Consider the following 18301-nt stretch of genomic DNA (forward strand, 5'->3'; position numbering starts at 1 on the left):
GCATTTTTTGTTTGTTAAAATTTGCTAAAATTTTTCTTCTGAAACAAGTTTTAACTATTTTTGATTTGTCATAAAAATGAGTTTTTCAAAACCCATTAGTTTATTTTCACTATTTATCAATTATATTAAAAATGCCTCATAGACATATAACAGGAGAAAACATCATCAATCTTTCAAATGCAAAGATTGCCCAAAAGAATTTTACCGTTCTTAATAACGTGAATCTCCACATAAAAACAGGAAAATTCTGCTATTTGATCGGGAAAACCGGTTCCGGAAAAAGTTCGCTTTTGAAAACTTTGTACGGACACATTCCATTAGGAGCTGGTGAAGGAAATGTAGCAGGATATGATTTGGCTACTTTAAAGGTTTCCGATATCCCTAATCTCAGAAGAAAACTTGGAATCGTATTTCAGGATTTTCAACTTTTACCGGACAGAACCGTAGAAAAAAATTTAAAATTTGTACTGGAAGCAACCGGTTGGAAAGACAAAATAAAAATTGATGACAGAATAAATGAAGTTCTCGGAAGTGTTGGCATGAAAACAAAAAAACACAAAATGCCACATGAACTTTCCGGAGGCGAACAACAACGTGTCGCTATTGCAAGAGCACTTCTCAATCATCCGGAACTTATCTTAGCAGACGAACCTACAGGAAACTTAGATCCGGAAACTTCCAATGATATTATGACATTGCTGAAACAAGTTGCTCAGGAAAATCACTGTGCTGTTGTAATGGCTACCCATGATTATCACATGATTCATAATTTTCCGGGGGAAGCAATTCGTTGTGAAGACGGAAAAGTAACCGTTTTGGATACGGCCGAACTTTTCGAATAATTATTTTTTGAAAATATGAAACTCTTTAGTGAGTTCAAGATAGGAGTCCGAATATTTTCTCGGACTTTTTTCTATCGTAAAATTTACAATTTCCACAGGGAAGGCTGTTTTAGAAAATTCCAGGATATTTCGTTTTAAAGCTCCTCCTTTAATTCCGAAAATATTAATTTTTCTAAATAATTTAAACTGAAAATTTGACGCTTCTGCAATAAAATCATTCGCTGAATCAGATGGAATAATCACAGAAAATATTCCTTTTTCTAAAATCAATTCAGCCGATTTTTTAATTAATTCTAAAAAATTCAATTCGGTTTTTTGCCGAGCCAAAACATCTTTTGTAGAATCATTTTCCTCAAAATAGGGAGGATTGGAGACGATTAAATCAAATTGGGTTTCACTTTGAAAATCTTTAAAATCCTGCTGAAAAGAAAAAAGTCTGCCTCTGAATTTGGAATTTTCAAAATTTTTTGCAGAGAGTTCGTTTGAAATTGGAGAAATATCCAGAGCATGAATATTTGCATTTGGATTTCTCTGAGCGAGCATCAACGAAATCAAACCAGTCCCTGTTCCAACTTCCAGAATTTTATATGCATTTTCTACCGAAGCAAATGCTCCCAGCAAAACTCCGTCGGTTCCTACCCGAAATACTTCTTTTGATTGTAAAATCCTGAACTGCTGAAAATGAAAAGGCTTCACTTCGTTTAAATATTAGATGGCAAAGAAATGATAAATTTTGTCCCTTTTCCCGCTTCCGATTTTACTGTAACCTCTCCGTTATAATCCTCTATCATTTTCCGAACCATAGTCAAACCTAATCCCATTCCAGAATTTTTGGAAGTAAAATTTGGCTCAAAAACTCTTCCCAGAATTTCTTCCGGAATGCCATGTCCATTATCTTCCACAGTTATTGTTATTCTTTTATTCACCTGTTCTATATCTATATTGATAATCATTTCTTTTCCGGGAACCTCTGCTTGTTTTGCATTAGTAACAAGATTGGTAATAATCCGGTTTAGATAAATTTTATCCATACTTATGGTGATATCGTCTCTATTGGTATGAAGAAATATCTTGTCTCCACTAAAAATTTCAATAATATTGGAAATTTCCTGAGGAAGATTAAAAACTTCATTATATTTTTCCGGCAACTGGGCAAACTGTGAAAATGCACTGGCAACGGCCGCAATCAGATCAATCTGATCCACCATTGTAGAACTCATTTTTTTTACTTTTTCAAAAATAAGAGGATCATTTGGATCAAACTTTCGTTCAAAATTTTGAATAGTGAGTTTCATCGGAGTGAGCGGATTTTTCACTTCATGGGCAACTTGTTTTGCCATTTCTCTCCAAGCGTGTTCTCTTTCTGTGTGGCTCAATCTTTCTTTCTGATCCTGAATCTGAAGAATCATTCTATTGTATGCTTTTACCAACATACCCAATTCATCATTTTTATAATATCTAATCGGGCGGAGATCTTTCTGGAAAAAATTAATTCTATTAATTCTTTCTGAAAATCTCGTCAAAGTATTAGTAAGATTTTTTGAAATAATCCAACTGAGCCAAATACTGAAAATAATGATAAAAATATCAATAAGAATAATATACTTCACATACTTGTTGAATACATCCAAATACGCAGAATCATTATGATAATAAGGAAAATAAACAATTGCGATGGGTTCCAACATATTATTCTTCAAAATCATATACGAAGAAGTGATGGTACTTTGGGTTTTTTCGTCGTAGCTTTTTTTATCTATCCTTTTATCCGAAGCCAAAAGCTGATTTACAATTTCTAAAGAAACTTTTTTCTGCGAAACCAAATTAAAATCTTTATTGGAAAGAATATAATTTCCCCTCAAATCGTAAAGAATAATATCTTGTTTATTGATATCGGAAATTTCAAAAATTTCGTTTCCGAGAATTTCCGGAAGATCACTAGTTTGTACCTGAGTGTGGCTTACCGCATAGTCCAATGCAGACATCATTGCATCCGATTTTTTCTGCATTTGTGTGCGGCTTTGTTCAGAAGCATTATTCCTCAGAATAAAAAAAGACAATACTGCCGATCCCAAAATACTTAGGATACAGATAAGCATGAATCCCCAAAAAATTTTATTCCGAAGACTATAGCTTCGATATCCGGAATTATTAGACATTTTGTTTTTTCATTAGCTTAGAAATATATTTTCCAATAATATCAAATTCAAGATTTACTAAATCTCCTGTTTTCAAATGTTTCATATTGGTAAATTCCCAAGTATACGGAATAATGGCTACAGAAAAACAAAAATCTTCACTTTTTGCAACTGTCAGGCTGATACCGTTCACCGTAATAGAACCTTGCGGAACTGTTACGAAGTTTCCTCCTTCATTATATTTAAATGTAATGAAATAGCTTCCATCTTTATTTTCAATAGAAACCACTTTTGCTGTTTTATCTACATGTCCCTGAACAATATGACCGTCCAATCTTCCATCCATTTTCATGCAACGTTCCAAATTGACTTCAGTTCCTTCTGTCCAGTTCCCAAGATTGGTTTTCTCTAAAGTTTCATCAATAGCAGTTACAACATATTTATTTTCTAAAATTTCCACCACCGTAAGACAACAACCATTATGAGCAAGGCTTTGGTCAATTTTCAATTCATGAGTAAAAGGACAGCTTAACGTAAAATGAATATTGCTTCCCGATCTTTCAATTTTCTCTACCTTTCCTGTTGCTTCAATAATTCCTGTGAACATATTATTATTTTGCTAAATTTGTACTTTCTATTAATTTCCAAAGATAGTCAAAATGAGCTCAAAACATCATAAAATAAGAGTAGGAATTTCAATCGGTGATTTCAACGGAATCGGTCCTGAAATTATAATGAAATCCCTGAAAGATAAAAACATTACCGACTTTTTCACTCCCATTATTTTTGGCTCAGGAAAGTTATTCACTTATCAGAAAAATATTTTTAAACTCAATCTGAATTTCAATTATATTACTGATGCTTCGCAAGCTCAGGGTGGTAAGCTGAATATGGTGAATCTTTGGAAAGACAATGTAGCTGTAGAACTCGGAAAACCTACAGAAGAATCCACAAAATTAGCCATTGAATCTTTGGAAGCAGCGACCAATGCTTTAATGAAAGGCGAAATTGATGTTTTAGTAACAGCTCCCATCAACAAAGATGAAATGCTGAAATATGGCTTCAAACACGCCGGACATACAGGATTTTTGGAAGAAAAAGCAAAGAAAAAAGGCTTGATGTTTTTAGTTACAGATGAATTGAAGGTAGCGGTTTCCACGCATCATATTCCTGTCTCCCAAATCGCTGAAAATATTTCTAAAGAAAAAATCAGAAAACAAATCAAACAACTTAATCAGACTTTGATTGAAGATTTCTGCATTCAAAAACCAAAAATTGCGGTTCTTGGACTTAATCCTCATGCCGGAGACGGAGGAGCAATTGGCAACGAAGAAATTGAAATTATCGAACCTGTCATTCAAGAACTTTTCGAGGGTGGAATTTTAGCTTTCGGGCCGTTTCCTGCGGATAGTTTTTTTCAGCCAAATAAATACAAAAATTTTGATGCAGTTTTAGCAATGTATCACGATCAGGGATTGGCTCCGTTCAAAACATTAGCTTATGAAGAAGGTGTGAATTATACAGCCGGTTTGCCTTTCATCCGTACTTCTCCAGATCACGGAGTGGCTTATGATATTGCAGGACAAAATATTGCCGATGAGCAAAGTTTTACAGAAGCTATTTTCATGGCAATTAAGATTTATAAAAACCGTTCCGAATTTCAGGAACTGATGAGCAATCGTCTAAAACCAAGAAAAGCAATTGCTGATAATGGAATAGACGAAGATCTACCTGATGAAGAATAAAATTTGAGAAAATTTGTTCGAGTAAAATTTGGCAATAAAAAGTCTTTCTAAAAAATTTTGTTATATTAATAAATTGTATTATTTTTGCACACTCAATTTATGGACAAGCTAAGAAACTATGATGTAAGCTTTTCCGGACTGAAAAACGGAAAACATGAATTCTGTTTTGAAATTGACAAAGCGTTCTTTCAGTTATTTGATATCGAGCAGGAATTTACCAATCCTAAAATTGTAGTGGATGTTTTATTGGACAAACATTCTACTTTTTTAGAGTTTGTTATTAAAACAAAAGGTGAAGTAGAGCTAATTTGTGATATTACCAATCAACCTTTTAATCATCCTATTGAGAATGAGATAAAAGTTTTGGTAAAATTCGGAGAAGAATATGATGACAGTAATGAAGATGTAATCACTATTCCAACGAATGATCACGCTTTCAATATAGCTCAGCTAATTTATGAAAATGTAGCTCTTTCTATTCCAATGAAAAAAATTTCGCCAGATGTTACAGATGAAGATTTGGAAATTTTGGAAAAATTCAGCCCAAAAATAGAGGAAGAAGATATCGAAGAAGAACACAAAAGCGATCCGAGATGGGATGCTTTAAAAAAATTAAAAGATAAAAATTAAAATAGTTTAAATATGATGAGATGAGGAATCTCATCACTCATCAAATTAAAAAATTATTACGCAATGGCACATCCAAAGAGAAGACAATCGTCTACAAGAAGAGATAAGAGAAGAACGCACTACAAAGCGGTAGCTCCTCAATTGGCAAAAGATGCTACAACTGGAGAACTTCACCTTTACCACAGAGCGCACTGGCATGAAGGAAAATTATACTACAGAGGAAAAGTAGTATTGGAAAAAGCAGTGGAAGAAACTACTGAAGAAAACTAAAACAGGTTTTCCCCAAAAAACCTCAATTTTATACAAAAACCACTCAGATTTTTTAAAATTTGAGTGGTTTTTGGTGTTTTTATACCTTTTTTTGATATCTTTGGCATAACAATAAAAAACAACTTTATGGATATTAAAGACATACAAAATCTCATCAAATTTGTGTCGAAAGCAGAGGTTTCTGAAGTGAAATACAAAACAAAAGATTTTGAAATCACTATTAAAACTCCTCTTGCGGGAAGCGAGGTAAGTTACGTTCAGCAACCTACAGTTTATCACGCTGCTCCACAATCTGCTCCTGCTTCTGCTCCTATTGCAGCTCCTGTTGCTCCATCTCCAGCAGAAAAAACAGATTCTTCGGCGGATGAAAGTAAATATGTAACCATCAAATCTCCAATGATCGGAACTTTTTATAGAAAACCATCTCCTGATAAAGACGTTTTTGTAAATGTAGGTGATGAGGTTTCTCCTGGTAAAGTGGTTTGTGTAATTGAAGCAATGAAATTATTCAACCAGATAGAATCTGAAATCAGCGGTAAAATTGTTAAAATTTTGGCAGATGATTCTACTCCAGTGGAATATGATCAACCTTTATTCTTAGTAGATCCATCATAAACTTAGTTAGAAGTTAGAAGTTAGAAGTTAGAAGTTAGATTTGCTAACTTTTAAGTTTCCTCACTCATTATCTAATTACCTAATTGACTAATTTACCTAATTAAAGTTATGTTTAAAAAAATATTAATTGCCAATCGTGGCGAAATTGCAATGCGTATTCTTCGCACTTGTAAAGAAATGGGAATCAAAACCGTAGCTGTTTATTCCACTGCTGACAAAGATAGTCTTCATGTCCGATTTGCGGATGAAGCAGTTTGTATAGGTCCCGCAGTAAGTAAAGATTCTTATCTTAAAATTCCTAATATTATAGCAGCAGCAGAAATCACAAATGCTGATGCTATACATCCCGGATATGGTTTCCTTTCAGAAAATGCTAATTTTTCAAGAATTTGTGCAAAAAGCGGCATCAAATTTATTGGAGCTACTCCGGAACAAATTGAAAAAATGGGGGACAAAGCTACTGCAAAAGCTACCATGAAAGAAGCAGGAATACCATGTGTTCCAGGTTCTGATGGATTAATCGAATCTTATGAAGATGCTGCAAGAATTGCAGAAGAAACTGGCTATCCCGTAATGATAAAAGCTACTGCCGGTGGTGGTGGAAAAGGAATGAGAGCAGTTTGGAAAGCCGAAGATCTAAAAGAACATTGGGATTCTGCCATTCAGGAAGCTGTAGCAGCATTCGGAAACGGAGGAATGTACATGGAAAAACTGATTGAAGAGCCACGTCATATCGAAATTCAGGTTGCAGGTGATCAATATGGAAAAGCATGCCATCTTTCCGAAAGAGATTGTTCTGTACAAAGAAGAAATCAAAAATTAACAGAAGAAACTCCTTCTCCTTTTATGACGGACGAACTTCGTGAAAAGATGGGAGAAGCAGCCGTAAAAGCAGCAGAATTCATTGGTTATGAAGGTGTTGGGACAATAGAATTTTTAGTTGATAAACATAGAAATTTTTATTTCATGGAAATGAATACCAGAATTCAGGTAGAACATCCGATTACAGAACAGGTGGTAGATTACGATCTTATTCGTGAACAAATTCTATTAGCTGCGGGAACACCAATTTCGGGAAAAAATTATTATCCAAAATTGCATTCGATCGAATGTAGGATAAATGCAGAAGATCCTTACAATGAGTTTCGTCCTTCTCCAGGAAAAATCACCGGACTTAATATTCCTGGTGGTCATGGAGTAAGAGTAGACACTCACGTTTATTCCGGATATTCAATTCCACCTAATTACGATTCTATGATTGCCAAACTCATTACTACAGCTCAAACCCGTGAAGAAGCTATTGCAAAAATGAAGCGTGCTTTGGAAGAATTTTATATCGAAGGAATTAAAACTACCATTCCTTTCCATAGACAATTGATGGAAGACGAAGCCTATCTTTCCGGAAATTACACTACAAAATTTATGGAAAGTTTTGTAATGGATAAAAAGTATGATAATCATTAAAACTATTCTAAAATATAGTTCTGAAAACTGTCTTTACATAAGGCAGTTTTTTATTTTGTATCTTCTCATATTAAATTATTAAATTTGTAAAAATTCAGAATACTATGTCAACAGTAGAAATAACTAGAAATTCACACTATTTCATTGAACTTGAAGATAAATACGGTGCTCACAACTACCACCCTCTTCCCGTTGTTTTAGATCGTGGTGAAGGAGTTTTTGTTTGGGATGTGGAAGGCAAAAAATACTATGATTTTCTTTCCGCCTATTCTGCTGTTAATCAAGGGCATTCTCATCCAAAAATTGTGAAAGCGTTAGTCGAGCAAGCTCAGAAATTAGCCTTAACATCAAGAGCTTTTCACAATTCAAAATTGGGAGAATATGAAAAAAAGATAACTTCTCTTTTTGGTTTTGACAAAGTTTTACCGATGAATTCCGGAGCAGAAGCAGTGGAAACTGCCGTAAAATTAGCCAGAAAATGGAGCTATGAAGTAAAAGGAATTTCTGAAAATCAGGCAAAAATTATCGTTTGTGAAAATAACTTTCACGGAAGAACCACAACTATCGTTTCTTTTTCAAACGATCCCGACGCAAACCAAAATTATGGCCCTTTCACACCAGGATTTATTAAAATTCCTTATAATGATACTGCTGCTTTAGAAGAAGTTTTAAATAGAGAAGCAGGAAATATTGCTGCCTTTTTAGTAGAACCTATTCAAGGTGAAGCGGGAGTTTATGTTCCGAATGACGGATTTTTAAAAACCGCTTCCGAATTGTGTAAAAAGCATAATGTGCTTTTCATTGCTGATGAAGTTCAGACGGGAATTGCCAGAACAGGAAGATTGATCGCTTGTCATCACGAAGATGTTCAGCCGGATATTTTGATTTTAGGAAAAGCTCTTTCCGGCGGAATGTATCCCGTTTCAGCAGTTTTAGCGAATAACAACATCATGGATGTTATCAAACCGGGACAACATGGTTCTACTTTCGGTGGAAATCCATTAGCTTGTGCTGTTGCGACGGCTGCTTTAGATGTTGTGGAAGAAGAAAATTTATCCGAAAGAGCTGAAGAACTTGGGAAAATTTTCAGGGCAGAAATTGAAAAAGTAATTGAAAAAACAAACTTAATTACAAAAGTACGAGGAAAAGGTTTGTTAAATGCTATTTTAATTAATGATGCTCCCGAAAGCAAAACAGCATGGAATCTTTGTCTACAACTGAAAGAAAACGGATTATTGGCAAAACCAACACACGGAAACATCATCAGATTAGCACCTCCATTGGTAATTACCGAAGAACAACTCTTGGACTGTGTAAGAATTATTGAGAAAACGGTTTTGGATTTTAAGAAATAATATGCCTGAACTCGCTGAGAAAGTAAGTGGTTTAATCATAACGTATAACGAAGAAAAAAACATTCGGGAAGTTCTTGAATGTTTTCGTTTTTGCGAAGAAATAATTGTTGTGGACTCTTTCAGTTCTGATAAAACCGTAGAAATTGCATCTAAAAACCCCAAAGTAAAAATCATTCAAAATAAATTTGAAGATTTTACCCAGCAAAGGAATTTAGCTTTAAACATGGCTAAAAATGATTGGGTTTTATTTTTGGATGGTGATGAAAGAACTACGGCGGAATTGGAAAAAGAAATCATTGAAACCATAAAAAAACCTGAAGCAAAAGATGCATATTATTTTTACAGAACATTTTTTCTTGGGAAGAAAAAAATAAATTTTTCCGGAACGCAGAATGATAAAAACTTCAGACTGTTCAGAAAATCAAAAGCTCGCTATGACTCTAATAAAAAAGTGCATGAAACTTTGATTGTAAATGGTGAAATAGGGATCTTAAAAAATAAATTATTACATTATTCTTTTGAAAATTATGAAGAATTTAAAAAGAAAATGCTTCATTATGGAAATTTGAAAGGAGAAGAACTTCATCTGAAAGAAAAAAAATATTCTTTTTTCATACACTGGAGTAAAGTTATTTTCAAATTTTTAAAAACCTATATTTTAAAGTTAGGAATTTTAGATGGTAAAAACGGGTGGAATATTAGTTATTTACAAAGTTTATATGTTTATGAAACTTATCAATCATTAAAAAGAAATAGTAGTAAATGAAAATCTGTTTGATTAGTTTTGACTTTTGGCATTACGACCAGTATATTGTAGAAAAATTACAGAGCAGAGGGATTAATGCCCACCATATTAAAATAGGTGCAGTAACTCATGCCAATTTTAAAGAAAAAGCTACAAATGCTTTTAGTAAAGTATTTCTTGGGAAAAATTTGAAGCACCAAAAGCGTCAGGAATTTGTAAAACAATCAATTAAAAAATTAGGATTTCAGGATCAAATCTTAATTCTAAACGCGGATACTTTGGATATTGAAACCATTGAATTTGCAAAAAAGCATACCAAAAGATTAATAACATATTTGTATGACAACCTGAAAAGGTTTCCTGTGCAAGATAAATTGCATCTCTTTGATAAAGTATATTCTTTTGATGATGAAGACATAAAAAAGCATGGCTTTGAACGACTTACAAATTACAATTACCTAAATTATATCTCCCAAGAAAAGCAAAATCCTAAATTAGATTTATATTATATAACATCTTTTGATAAACATCGAAACAAAATATTATTGTCTTTAGCTAAAATTCTTCAAGAAAAAGGTATAAAATATAGTTTTATAGTTGTCGGAAAAAAAACCTTGACAGAAAAAATAAAGATCTTTGGAAAAAATAATCTAAAAAATATTTCCATTTTAAAAAGAAAACCTATTCCTACAAAATCCATCATAACGACTTATCAAAACACAAAAGTTATATTAGATCTTATGCGAGACGGACAGACAGGACTTAGTTTTAGAGTTTTTGAAGCTATGGCAATGGAAAAAAAGATTATAACCAATAACCCCGAAATCAAAAAATATGATTTTTATAATCCTAATAATATTTTGGTTTTAAACGAAGATTTCAGCAATCTCGATAAGTCTTTTATTGAGTTGCCTTATGAAAAAATTCCTGAAAATATTTATAAATATTATACACTTGACTGTTGGATAGAAAGGGTCTTTAAATTATAAAGAATGGATGTAAAGAAGAAAATTTTATTTATCGCCCCAGATTATTACGGATTTCATGATGTTATTTTTGATGCATTGAAAAAGTACAGTGGCCATGAAGTAACTATGATCATTTCCAACCCTGTTTATAAATATAAAAATATCGGCGAAAAGATCATCAATTTTTTTATGAAAACCTTTCTTAAAAAAAACTTAAAAACTATTAATAATCAGAAAAATTTACTTTCTCTTTTACAATCGGAAAAAGAAATTGATCTTGTTGTTATAAATAGGCCAGATATTCTTACAGACGAACAGCTTAAAACAGTTACCAAAAATGCAAAAAAATCTGCAGCCATCTATTGGGACAGTTTTGCAAAAATACCTCAGAAACACACTTTACATTTTTTTGACAAGGCTTTCAGCTTTGATGAAACAGATTGCGTTAAGTACAACTTGATAAGAAATAATAATTTCTATTTTGTTACAGAAAAAAAAGATCATGAAAAATGGGACATTTTCTTTATCGGAACTTATGACAAAAGATTTCCTGATCTCATAAAAATACTGAATTACCTGAAAGAAAATTTCGCCCATTTAAATATAAAATCTCAAATATATTCTTATCATCCACAAGAAATCCCTGAAAATTTAAAAGAAAATATTATCTTGGTCAACAAAATCGTTCCGTTCAATGAATCTTATGTATATAATCAGAATACAAAAATAATTCTGGATCTTGCACATAAATATCAGAACGGTTTATCTTTCAGACCATTTGAGGCAATGGGCTTAAGAAAAAAACTAATTACAAATAATCCGGATATTGTAAATTATGATTTTTATAACCCAACTAATATTTTGGTTATTGATGAAGATAATATGAACATTCCTGGGGCGTTTTTCGAAACACCTTATGAGGATCTGCCTGAAAATATTTATAAAAAATACAGTATTAAAAGCTGGGTTGAACATATTATAGAAGAATCTTATGAGTAAAAAGTACAAAAAAGTATATATTGTTTGTCCTGATAACAAAAAACCCAGCGGTGGAGTAAAGCAGCTATATCGCTTTGCAGACGTACTGAATGAGAACGGGTATAATGCTGTCATTCTTCATAATAAAAAAAGTTATAAGGTAAAATGGTTCAGCAATACGACTAAAGTAGAATACAGTAATTATTTTTTCAAAATTCTTAATAATACTTTACGGAATAAAAATCCCAATATATTTTCAAAAATAAAGCTGTTTGCTTATAAAAAAACATCAATTCAGATAGAAAAAGATGCTGTAATCATCGTTCCAGAAATTTATACTTTTGCCATTAACAGTATTGAACCAGATATAGACAAGATCATTTTTAACCAGAATTGTTATTATACTTTCCGCGGAAATCCTATCAATACAGATAAAGTTATCAATCCTTACGAAAGTAAAAAAACAATAGCAACAATTGTTGCCTCAGAAGATGCAGAAAATTATATTAATTATACTTTTCCGGATATCAAAACCTACAGAATGAGATTGGGAATTAATGCAGAGATTTTCAATTTTTCTGAAAACAAGAAAAAACAGATTGCTTTCATGCCCCGAAAACTGCGGGATGATCTTGAACAGGTAATTAACATTCTTAAAATAAGAAATAATATTAAAGGCTGGTCTTTTGTGGAGATTGACAATATGGGCGAAAGCGAAGTAGCCCGAGTTCTAAAAGAAAGTGCAGTTTTCCTAAGTTTTAATCACAGAGAAGGTTTTGGTTTACCTCCTGTAGAGGCAATGGCTTGTGGTTGCGTTGTAATAGGATATGAAGGTGGCGCAGGAAAAGAATATTTTAAAAATGAATTTTCTTTTAGTGTTGAAGAAGGAAATATTATTGATTACGTAAAAAAAATTGAGCATGTAATCAATCATTTTTCAGATAAACAGTTATCCGAAATGGGTAAAAACGCTTCTGAATTTGTATTACAAAATTACAGTATAGAAAACGAGAAAAAAGATATCATCTCTATCTGGAAAGACATTATTTCGAATTAAAAAAAGCAACATGATCACAATTAATAATAATACAAAAATCTTTATACTTTGTCCCGCCAATTTGTCAACCGGTGGTCCGGAAGAGTTACATCAGTTAGGTTCACAACTTAATGCAATAGGGAAAAAGGCATTTATGTGTTATGATCAGTATGATGCTGGGAAAAATACGACTCCTGTACACGATAACTATAAAAAATATAATGTTCCTTTCTGTTTTGAAGTAGAAAATACTAAAGACAATATTGTCATTTTTCCAGAAACTTATTCTTATAAATTATGGGATAAAGAATTCTCCGAAACACAAAGAACCATATGGTGGCTCAGTGTTATTTTTTACTTAAAAACGTTAGAAAATGTACAGGAGCGTTTTAAGAAAAAGAAATTTTATTTTTTAAAAAAAATTTTTAAAAACTATCCGATTCCTACAATCAAAAAACTTAAGAATCCTAATATTTCGCATATTGCACATTCATATTTTTCTTTGGATTTTCTTAAAAGGAACGGCATCAAACCTCTTGGACAAATTTCAGGATATATGGATGAGATGTTTCATATTGATACCCACTGGAGATCACAAAAAGAAAGCGTAATTATCTACAATGCCTTAAAAAATGGGGAATTCTTAAAGAAAATCATAGACAAAACTCCTCATCTGAAATGGCAACCTTTACAAAATATGACTTTGCAGGAAATTGCTGATTGGATGAAAAAAGCAAAAGTGTATATTGATTTTGGTTTTCATCCTGGAAGGGAAAAAATGCCAAGAGAAGCTGTTTTGCTTAATTGCTGTTTAATTGCAGGTAAACAAGGCTCCGCAAAATATAAAGAAGATATGCCGATATTAGACGAATATCATTTTGAAGATACAGAAGAAAATATCCCTCACATTATTTCTAAAATAGAAGACTGTTTGCATAATTTTGATGAAAAAATAAAAGACTTTGAAAATTATAAAAAAATGATTTCCAATGATAAAAATTTATTTGAAGAAACTGTAAATTTTGTTTTTAATACCAAAAGCTTATGATGTACGATTATCTAATAGTAGGTTCAGGTTTATTCGGAAGTGTTTTTGCCCACGAAGCTACCAAGAGAGGAAAGAAATGTTTAGTGATTGATAAAAGGGAACACTTGGGTGGAAATATTTATTGTGAAAATATTGAAGGTATTAACGTACACAAATATGGAGCTCATATTTTCCATACTAATGATGAAAGAATCTGGAATTATGTAAATCAGTTTGCAGAGTTCAATCAGTACATTAATTCCCCAGTTGCTATAGCAAAAGGTAAACTTTATAATTTACCTTTTAATATGAATACTTTCTACCAACTTTGGGGGACAAAAACACCAGCCGAAGCATATAAAGAAATTGATAAACAGATCAAGGAATACGGCACTGAAAACCCATCTAATCTTGAAGAACAGGCCATTTCACTTGTGGGTAAAGATATTTATGAAACTCTTATTAAAGAATATACAGAGAAACAATGGGGTAAAAAAGCAACAGAGCTTCCAAGTTTTATAATTAAAAGATTACCTGTGCGTTTTACCTTTGATAATAATTATTTTAACGACCGTTATCAGGGAATTCCAATTGGAGGATACAATATAATAATCGAAAAGCTACTTGAAGGCATTGAATGTCGTACAAATATTGACTATTTTAAAGATAGAGAAAATTTAAATAAACTTGCAAAAAGAACTGTTTTCACTGGCAGAATTGATGAATTCTTCGATTATGAATATGGCATGCTTGAATATCGCTCATTAAGATTTGAAACCCAAGTTTTGGATATAGAAAACTATCAGGGAAATGCCGTTGTAAACTATAATGACAAAGAATATCCTTTTACCAGAATTATTGAACATAAGCATTTTGAATTCGGAAAACAGAAAAAAACAGCGGTTACTAAAGAGTTTCCTCAAACGTGGACTAAAGATAATGAAGCGTTTTATCCAATAAACGATCAGGAAAACCAGAACAAATATAATCAATATAAAAGAAAGGCTGAACAGGCAAATCACGTAATATTTGGTGGTCGGCTTGCTGAATACAGATATTATGATATGCACCAAATTATTGCGTCTTCTTTAAAAGCTATAAAAACCGAATTTAATGAATCCTAATATAAAAATTATAGTTGCAACCCATAAAGCTCCTGCAATTTTGGAAAACGGTATTTTTTATCCTATCCAAGTAGGTGCTTCTATTACTCATTATACTATAAAAGATTATTACTATAAGGATAATATTGGAGATCATATTTCAGAAAAAAATAGTTCTTTCAATGAGCTGAGTGCATTGTATTGGGCATGGAAAAATCTGGATTTTGCTATTATCGGTCTTGCCCATTACAGAAGATATCTGGATCTAAACTATAAAAAACCTTTTTTCAAAAAAGATAAAGAGCATGTTGTAAGAAACGTTCAAGAAAATGATATAAGATTACTCGACCTGAAAAATGATAGTAAGGTTCAGAAAAAAATTATAGAATTGGTAAAAAAATATGATGTTATTATCCCACAAAAAGCATTCTGTACTTTTGACAATGGCGATTTTGAGTCAATTACCGACCAATACAAACGCTTTCACATAAAATCTGACTGGATCACCTGTATGCAGGTTATCCTCGAAAAATATCCTGAATATAAAGATAGTATAGAATTGTACTTCGACAATGGAAATGTTCTTTATCTGTGCAATATGTTTATTGCCAAAAAGGAATGGTCTGATAAATATTGCATCTGGCTTTTTGATATTCTTTTTGAAGTAGAAAGAAGAATCGAAATAAGCACTGATCCTTTTCAGAAGAGAGTAATTGGTTTTTTGGCAGAAAGACTTTTTACACTTTATATACTACACAATAAACCCAATCTTAAAGAATTACCAATTTTATTGGTTCAGGATTAATAAAAACATTAAAAACCATTTTCATTATCCTTAAAATAGGTTAGCTTTTATAAAAATATTTGTGATTATGAAAAAGTAATTCTTGGATAATCATTATTTAGGTTTGTGATGGGTTTTTACTTTTAAAAAATTATTACTAATTTATACTTTCTAATTCTTTTCTCGCAGAATCTCAATCAAAAGGTTCTTAGTCTCCAAAAGTTCTTTTAGTAGTCGTTTGTTTTCAATATGCAGGTTTTCAATATTTCTGGTTTCATTGTTAGGAATAGTATTATTGTCTAACGCTTTTGTTTGTAATAAAAGGGAAACATTAATTTCCAAAATTTTTGAGATTTCATTTAATCTATCAATTGTCAGTTTAGTTTTGTTATTTTCTATTTTCGCATATGCACTTTGTGTAATATTCATTCTAATTGCCATATATTCTTGACTAAAGCCTTTTATATCTCTATATTTTCTAATGTTATTTCTTCATAATACTATTAAAATTAGTCTTAAAAAGACTATACTATTCTTGATTTTTTTGTTAAAAACGATAAAGATATTTTATTATTGTATAATTAATTTTAAAATAAAAAATACAATGAAAAACTTACTTAAATTTTCTGCTTTAGTAGTATTAGCTTCAATCACTTATTCTTGCTCAAGAGAAGATGATTCGATGACTGAAACATCCACAGCTAAAAATGCTGGAAATATTAAAAACACTAATGACACAAACAACCCTCAATCAATATCTTTTACAAGCACAACTAGATTGGCAGAAAGTATTCACATAAGTGAACTTGGTATGAATAAAGTACTAGATTTTAATATAAACGCTTCTGCCCCAATTAAATTAGTTATGCAGAACGATTCAAATTTAGTTTTATATTACGGAACTTATGCTCTCTGGACAAGTAATACTGCAAGACCTTTAGGTTATAATCCAGTATTTATAATTCAAAACGATAGAAACGCTGTTATATATGGTGCACCTTATTATAATCCATTTTGGGCTTCTGGTAATGTAGGAGGTTATGTTAGTAATCCTCATTTCAAATTAGTATATGAGAAGAAAAATAACTTTTTTTCAGGAACTAGTTACTATATAAGAGGAATAGTTGGTGGTGATAATCAAGAATTATATGATCTTTTTAATGTACGATTATAGTAAGATTATAAACTTAAAATTATTAAAAAAGTTGCCCTACAAATTGTAGGACAGCTTCTTTTTTATTTTAGAAATTCTCTCAAATCTTTATCAATCCCTCTCATAATCATCCTCAAGTCTGATGATATCATCTTCACCAAAATAAGTTCCAGTCTGAACTTCGATAAAAACTACAGGCTTTTCGGAAAGATTCATAATTCTGTGTTTTGCACCAAGAGGAATGAAAATACTCTGTCCATAAGACAACGGAATTTCTTCTCCATCTAAAATAATTGTAGCGTCGCCTTCAACAATAGTCCATTGCTCCTGCCTTTTATGATGATACTGATAGGAAAGTTTGTGTCCCGGATTTACCACAATTCTTTTAAGTTTATAATTAGGTTCATCGGCTAATACATAATATTTCCCCCAAGGTCTTTCTCCTATTTCTAACATAGAACTTGATTTTTTAGCGAATGTACTCAAAATACTTTTTTAAAACCAAAAGTGATGTTAAATTTTCAACATTTTTATCATTAAATTGTGATCTGTGCTTTTTGGCATTTTCAATAATTTCCATAGCTTCATTTGGATGATTGATATAATATTCTAACTTTTCTGTAAGATTTTCATAATTTTCATCAATACAAATAAAGTGTTCATTTGGTTTTAAAATTCCTTCCATATACCAGGTTTCCATTTTCAGAGGAGGAGAAACAGCAATAGAATTGGAAGACATAATCCACTTTAGATTGGTGGCAACATCATTACCTTCAAGACTCAAAACAAATTTATTTTTTAAATGTTCAAAAATTGAAATTTTAGGTTTTATCCATTCGGTATTTCCATTTGTATTTACCTGTCCCAGATCGCACATTGGACTGTTGAAATATTTTTCATAAAATCTTTTTCTATGTTCCTGATAAACCGCAGCTCTTCCAATCATGATATTCTTCTTTTGGGAATAATTCAAATTATCATCTACATAAATAAAATGCCTTGCTTTATCAAGATTCAGTAAAATATTATTTTCGTTATTTCCATAAATAGGGCGACTTTTGGCAATCATTGGAAATTCTAAAATAGTATTGACATCGCCAAATGTATAATCAATCAATTTATCCTTTGGAAAATATCTCGCATATTCGTAAGTATCAAAATAATACGCTTTTGGTGTTTTCGGCTTTAGCAGATCTTTTATAGTTGTTCCGTTGTGTTGTACTGTAATAGCTGTATTTATCTTATTGTAATAGTCTACTCGTATTTCAACATTTTTCAGTTGCTCTTTGGTAAGAATTTTATATAAAGCATCAATTTCCTTTTCAAATGATTTCACAGGTAATATACCTCTCATAAAACCATGAATGTAAAAAGCTAATTTATTTTGTTTTTTGACTTTTGTCATACTTGTAAAAATTATTCAAAAATACACTAATCTGTTCATTTTT

The 18301-nt window shown here is 31.6% G+C and carries 21 protein-coding genes; 15 read left to right on the forward strand and 6 right to left on the reverse strand.

Going from position 1 to position 18301, the window contains the following annotated elements; genetic code table 11:
- Positions 1-131 precede the first annotated feature (131 nt).
- Positions 132-842: a cell division ATP-binding protein FtsE gene (locus tag AC2A1C_RS07675; protein ID WP_484024960.1), complete on the forward strand. Its 711-nt coding sequence runs from the start codon at positions 132-134 to the stop codon at positions 840-842.
- Here AC2A1C_RS07675 and AC2A1C_RS07680 read toward each other — a convergent pair whose 3' ends face one another.
- The 3 genes from AC2A1C_RS07680 to AC2A1C_RS07690 are packed head-to-tail and all read right to left on the reverse strand — an operon-like array spanning position 843 to position 3587.
- Complete coding sequence (locus AC2A1C_RS07680; protein ID WP_484024962.1) at positions 843-1538, reverse strand: tRNA1(Val) (adenine(37)-N6)-methyltransferase; 696 nt, start codon at positions 1536-1538, stop codon at positions 843-845.
- Between the two features lie 5 nt (positions 1539-1543).
- Complete coding sequence (locus AC2A1C_RS07685; RefSeq protein WP_484024964.1) at positions 1544-3001, reverse strand: ATP-binding protein; 1458 nt, start codon at positions 2999-3001, stop codon at positions 1544-1546.
- Complete coding sequence (locus tag AC2A1C_RS07690) at positions 2994-3587, reverse strand: riboflavin synthase (protein ID WP_484024966.1); 594 nt, start codon at positions 3585-3587, stop codon at positions 2994-2996. The genes AC2A1C_RS07685 and AC2A1C_RS07690 overlap by 8 nt, the downstream gene beginning before the upstream one ends.
- A gap of 52 nt (positions 3588-3639) precedes the next feature.
- Here AC2A1C_RS07690 and pdxA point away from each other — a divergent pair, with 52 nt between their 5' ends.
- The 13 genes from pdxA (at position 3640) to AC2A1C_RS07755 (ending at position 15721) form a co-directional block, all read left to right on the forward strand.
- Positions 3640-4725 carry a 4-hydroxythreonine-4-phosphate dehydrogenase PdxA gene (gene pdxA, locus AC2A1C_RS07695; RefSeq protein WP_484024968.1) on the forward strand — a complete coding sequence of 362 codons (1086 nt, stop codon included), beginning with the start codon at positions 3640-3642 and terminating at the stop codon, positions 4723-4725.
- Positions 4726-4824: 99 nt separating this feature from the next.
- Positions 4825-5355 (forward strand): YceD family protein, encoded by a 531-nt coding sequence (locus AC2A1C_RS07700; RefSeq protein ID WP_484024970.1) that lies wholly within the window; start codon positions 4825-4827, stop codon positions 5353-5355.
- Between the two features lie 63 nt (positions 5356-5418).
- Positions 5419-5625, forward strand: coding sequence for a 50S ribosomal protein L32 (gene rpmF, locus AC2A1C_RS07705; protein ID WP_484024971.1), 207 nt, complete (start codon positions 5419-5421; stop codon positions 5623-5625).
- Positions 5626-5751: 126 nt separating this feature from the next.
- Positions 5752-6240, forward strand: a complete 489-nt coding sequence (gene accB / locus AC2A1C_RS07710; protein ID WP_484024972.1) for an acetyl-CoA carboxylase biotin carboxyl carrier protein — start codon at positions 5752-5754, stop codon at positions 6238-6240.
- Between the two features lie 108 nt (positions 6241-6348).
- Complete coding sequence (accC, locus tag AC2A1C_RS07715; RefSeq protein ID WP_484024974.1) at positions 6349-7704, forward strand: acetyl-CoA carboxylase biotin carboxylase subunit; 1356 nt, start codon at positions 6349-6351, stop codon at positions 7702-7704.
- Between the two features lie 104 nt (positions 7705-7808).
- A complete protein-coding gene (gene rocD / locus AC2A1C_RS07720) occupies positions 7809-9059 on the forward strand; it encodes an ornithine--oxo-acid transaminase (RefSeq protein ID WP_484024975.1) in 1251 nt (416 codons plus the stop codon).
- Between the two features lies 1 nt (position 9060).
- Positions 9061-9825 (forward strand): glycosyltransferase family 2 protein, encoded by a 765-nt coding sequence (locus tag AC2A1C_RS07725; RefSeq protein ID WP_484024976.1) that lies wholly within the window; start codon positions 9061-9063, stop codon positions 9823-9825.
- Positions 9822-10793: a WaaS/CpsH family glycosyltransferase gene (locus AC2A1C_RS07730; RefSeq protein WP_484024978.1), complete on the forward strand. Its 972-nt coding sequence runs from the start codon at positions 9822-9824 to the stop codon at positions 10791-10793. The genes AC2A1C_RS07725 and AC2A1C_RS07730 overlap by 4 nt, the downstream gene beginning before the upstream one ends.
- 3 nt (positions 10794-10796) lie before the next feature.
- The gene (locus AC2A1C_RS07735; RefSeq protein WP_484024980.1) at positions 10797-11771 is read left to right on the forward strand and encodes a WaaS/CpsH family glycosyltransferase; all 975 of its coding nucleotides are present in this window, start codon (positions 10797-10799) and stop codon (positions 11769-11771) included.
- Entirely contained in the window at positions 11764-12807 is a 1044-nt protein-coding gene (locus AC2A1C_RS07740; RefSeq protein ID WP_484024981.1) for a glycosyltransferase, read from the forward strand. The genes AC2A1C_RS07735 and AC2A1C_RS07740 overlap by 8 nt, the downstream gene beginning before the upstream one ends.
- A 10-nt stretch (positions 12808-12817) precedes the next feature.
- Positions 12818-13834 carry a hypothetical protein gene (locus tag AC2A1C_RS07745; protein WP_484024983.1) on the forward strand — a complete coding sequence of 339 codons (1017 nt, stop codon included), beginning with the start codon at positions 12818-12820 and terminating at the stop codon, positions 13832-13834.
- A complete protein-coding gene (glf, locus tag AC2A1C_RS07750) occupies positions 13831-14937 on the forward strand; it encodes a UDP-galactopyranose mutase (protein ID WP_484024984.1) in 1107 nt (368 codons plus the stop codon). Before AC2A1C_RS07745 ends, glf begins: the two co-directional genes overlap by 4 nt.
- Positions 14927-15721 carry a DUF4422 domain-containing protein gene (locus tag AC2A1C_RS07755; protein WP_484024986.1) on the forward strand — a complete coding sequence of 265 codons (795 nt, stop codon included), beginning with the start codon at positions 14927-14929 and terminating at the stop codon, positions 15719-15721. The genes glf and AC2A1C_RS07755 overlap by 11 nt, the downstream gene beginning before the upstream one ends.
- A gap of 150 nt (positions 15722-15871) precedes the next feature.
- Here the strand turns inward: AC2A1C_RS07755 and AC2A1C_RS07760 are convergent, their stop codons facing one another.
- A complete protein-coding gene (locus tag AC2A1C_RS07760; protein ID WP_484025065.1) occupies positions 15872-16183 on the reverse strand; it encodes a helix-turn-helix domain-containing protein in 312 nt (103 codons plus the stop codon).
- Between the two features lie 121 nt (positions 16184-16304).
- On the opposite strand from AC2A1C_RS07760, the gene AC2A1C_RS07765 reads away from it, so the two are divergent.
- Positions 16305-16874 carry a hypothetical protein gene (locus AC2A1C_RS07765; protein WP_484024988.1) on the forward strand — a complete coding sequence of 190 codons (570 nt, stop codon included), beginning with the start codon at positions 16305-16307 and terminating at the stop codon, positions 16872-16874.
- Positions 16875-16964: 90 nt separating this feature from the next.
- Here AC2A1C_RS07765 and AC2A1C_RS07770 read toward each other — a convergent pair whose 3' ends face one another.
- Both AC2A1C_RS07770 and AC2A1C_RS07775 read right to left on the reverse strand, forming a co-directional pair.
- Entirely contained in the window at positions 16965-17309 is a 345-nt protein-coding gene (locus AC2A1C_RS07770) for a phosphomannose isomerase type II C-terminal cupin domain (RefSeq protein WP_484024990.1), read from the reverse strand.
- A gap of 13 nt (positions 17310-17322) precedes the next feature.
- Complete coding sequence (locus AC2A1C_RS07775) at positions 17323-18258, reverse strand: glycosyltransferase (protein ID WP_484024991.1); 936 nt, start codon at positions 18256-18258, stop codon at positions 17323-17325.
- Between the last annotated feature and the right edge of the window lie 43 nt (positions 18259-18301).

It is taken from the genome of Chryseobacterium sp. HNCC26DJ241 (genome assembly GCF_057180505.1).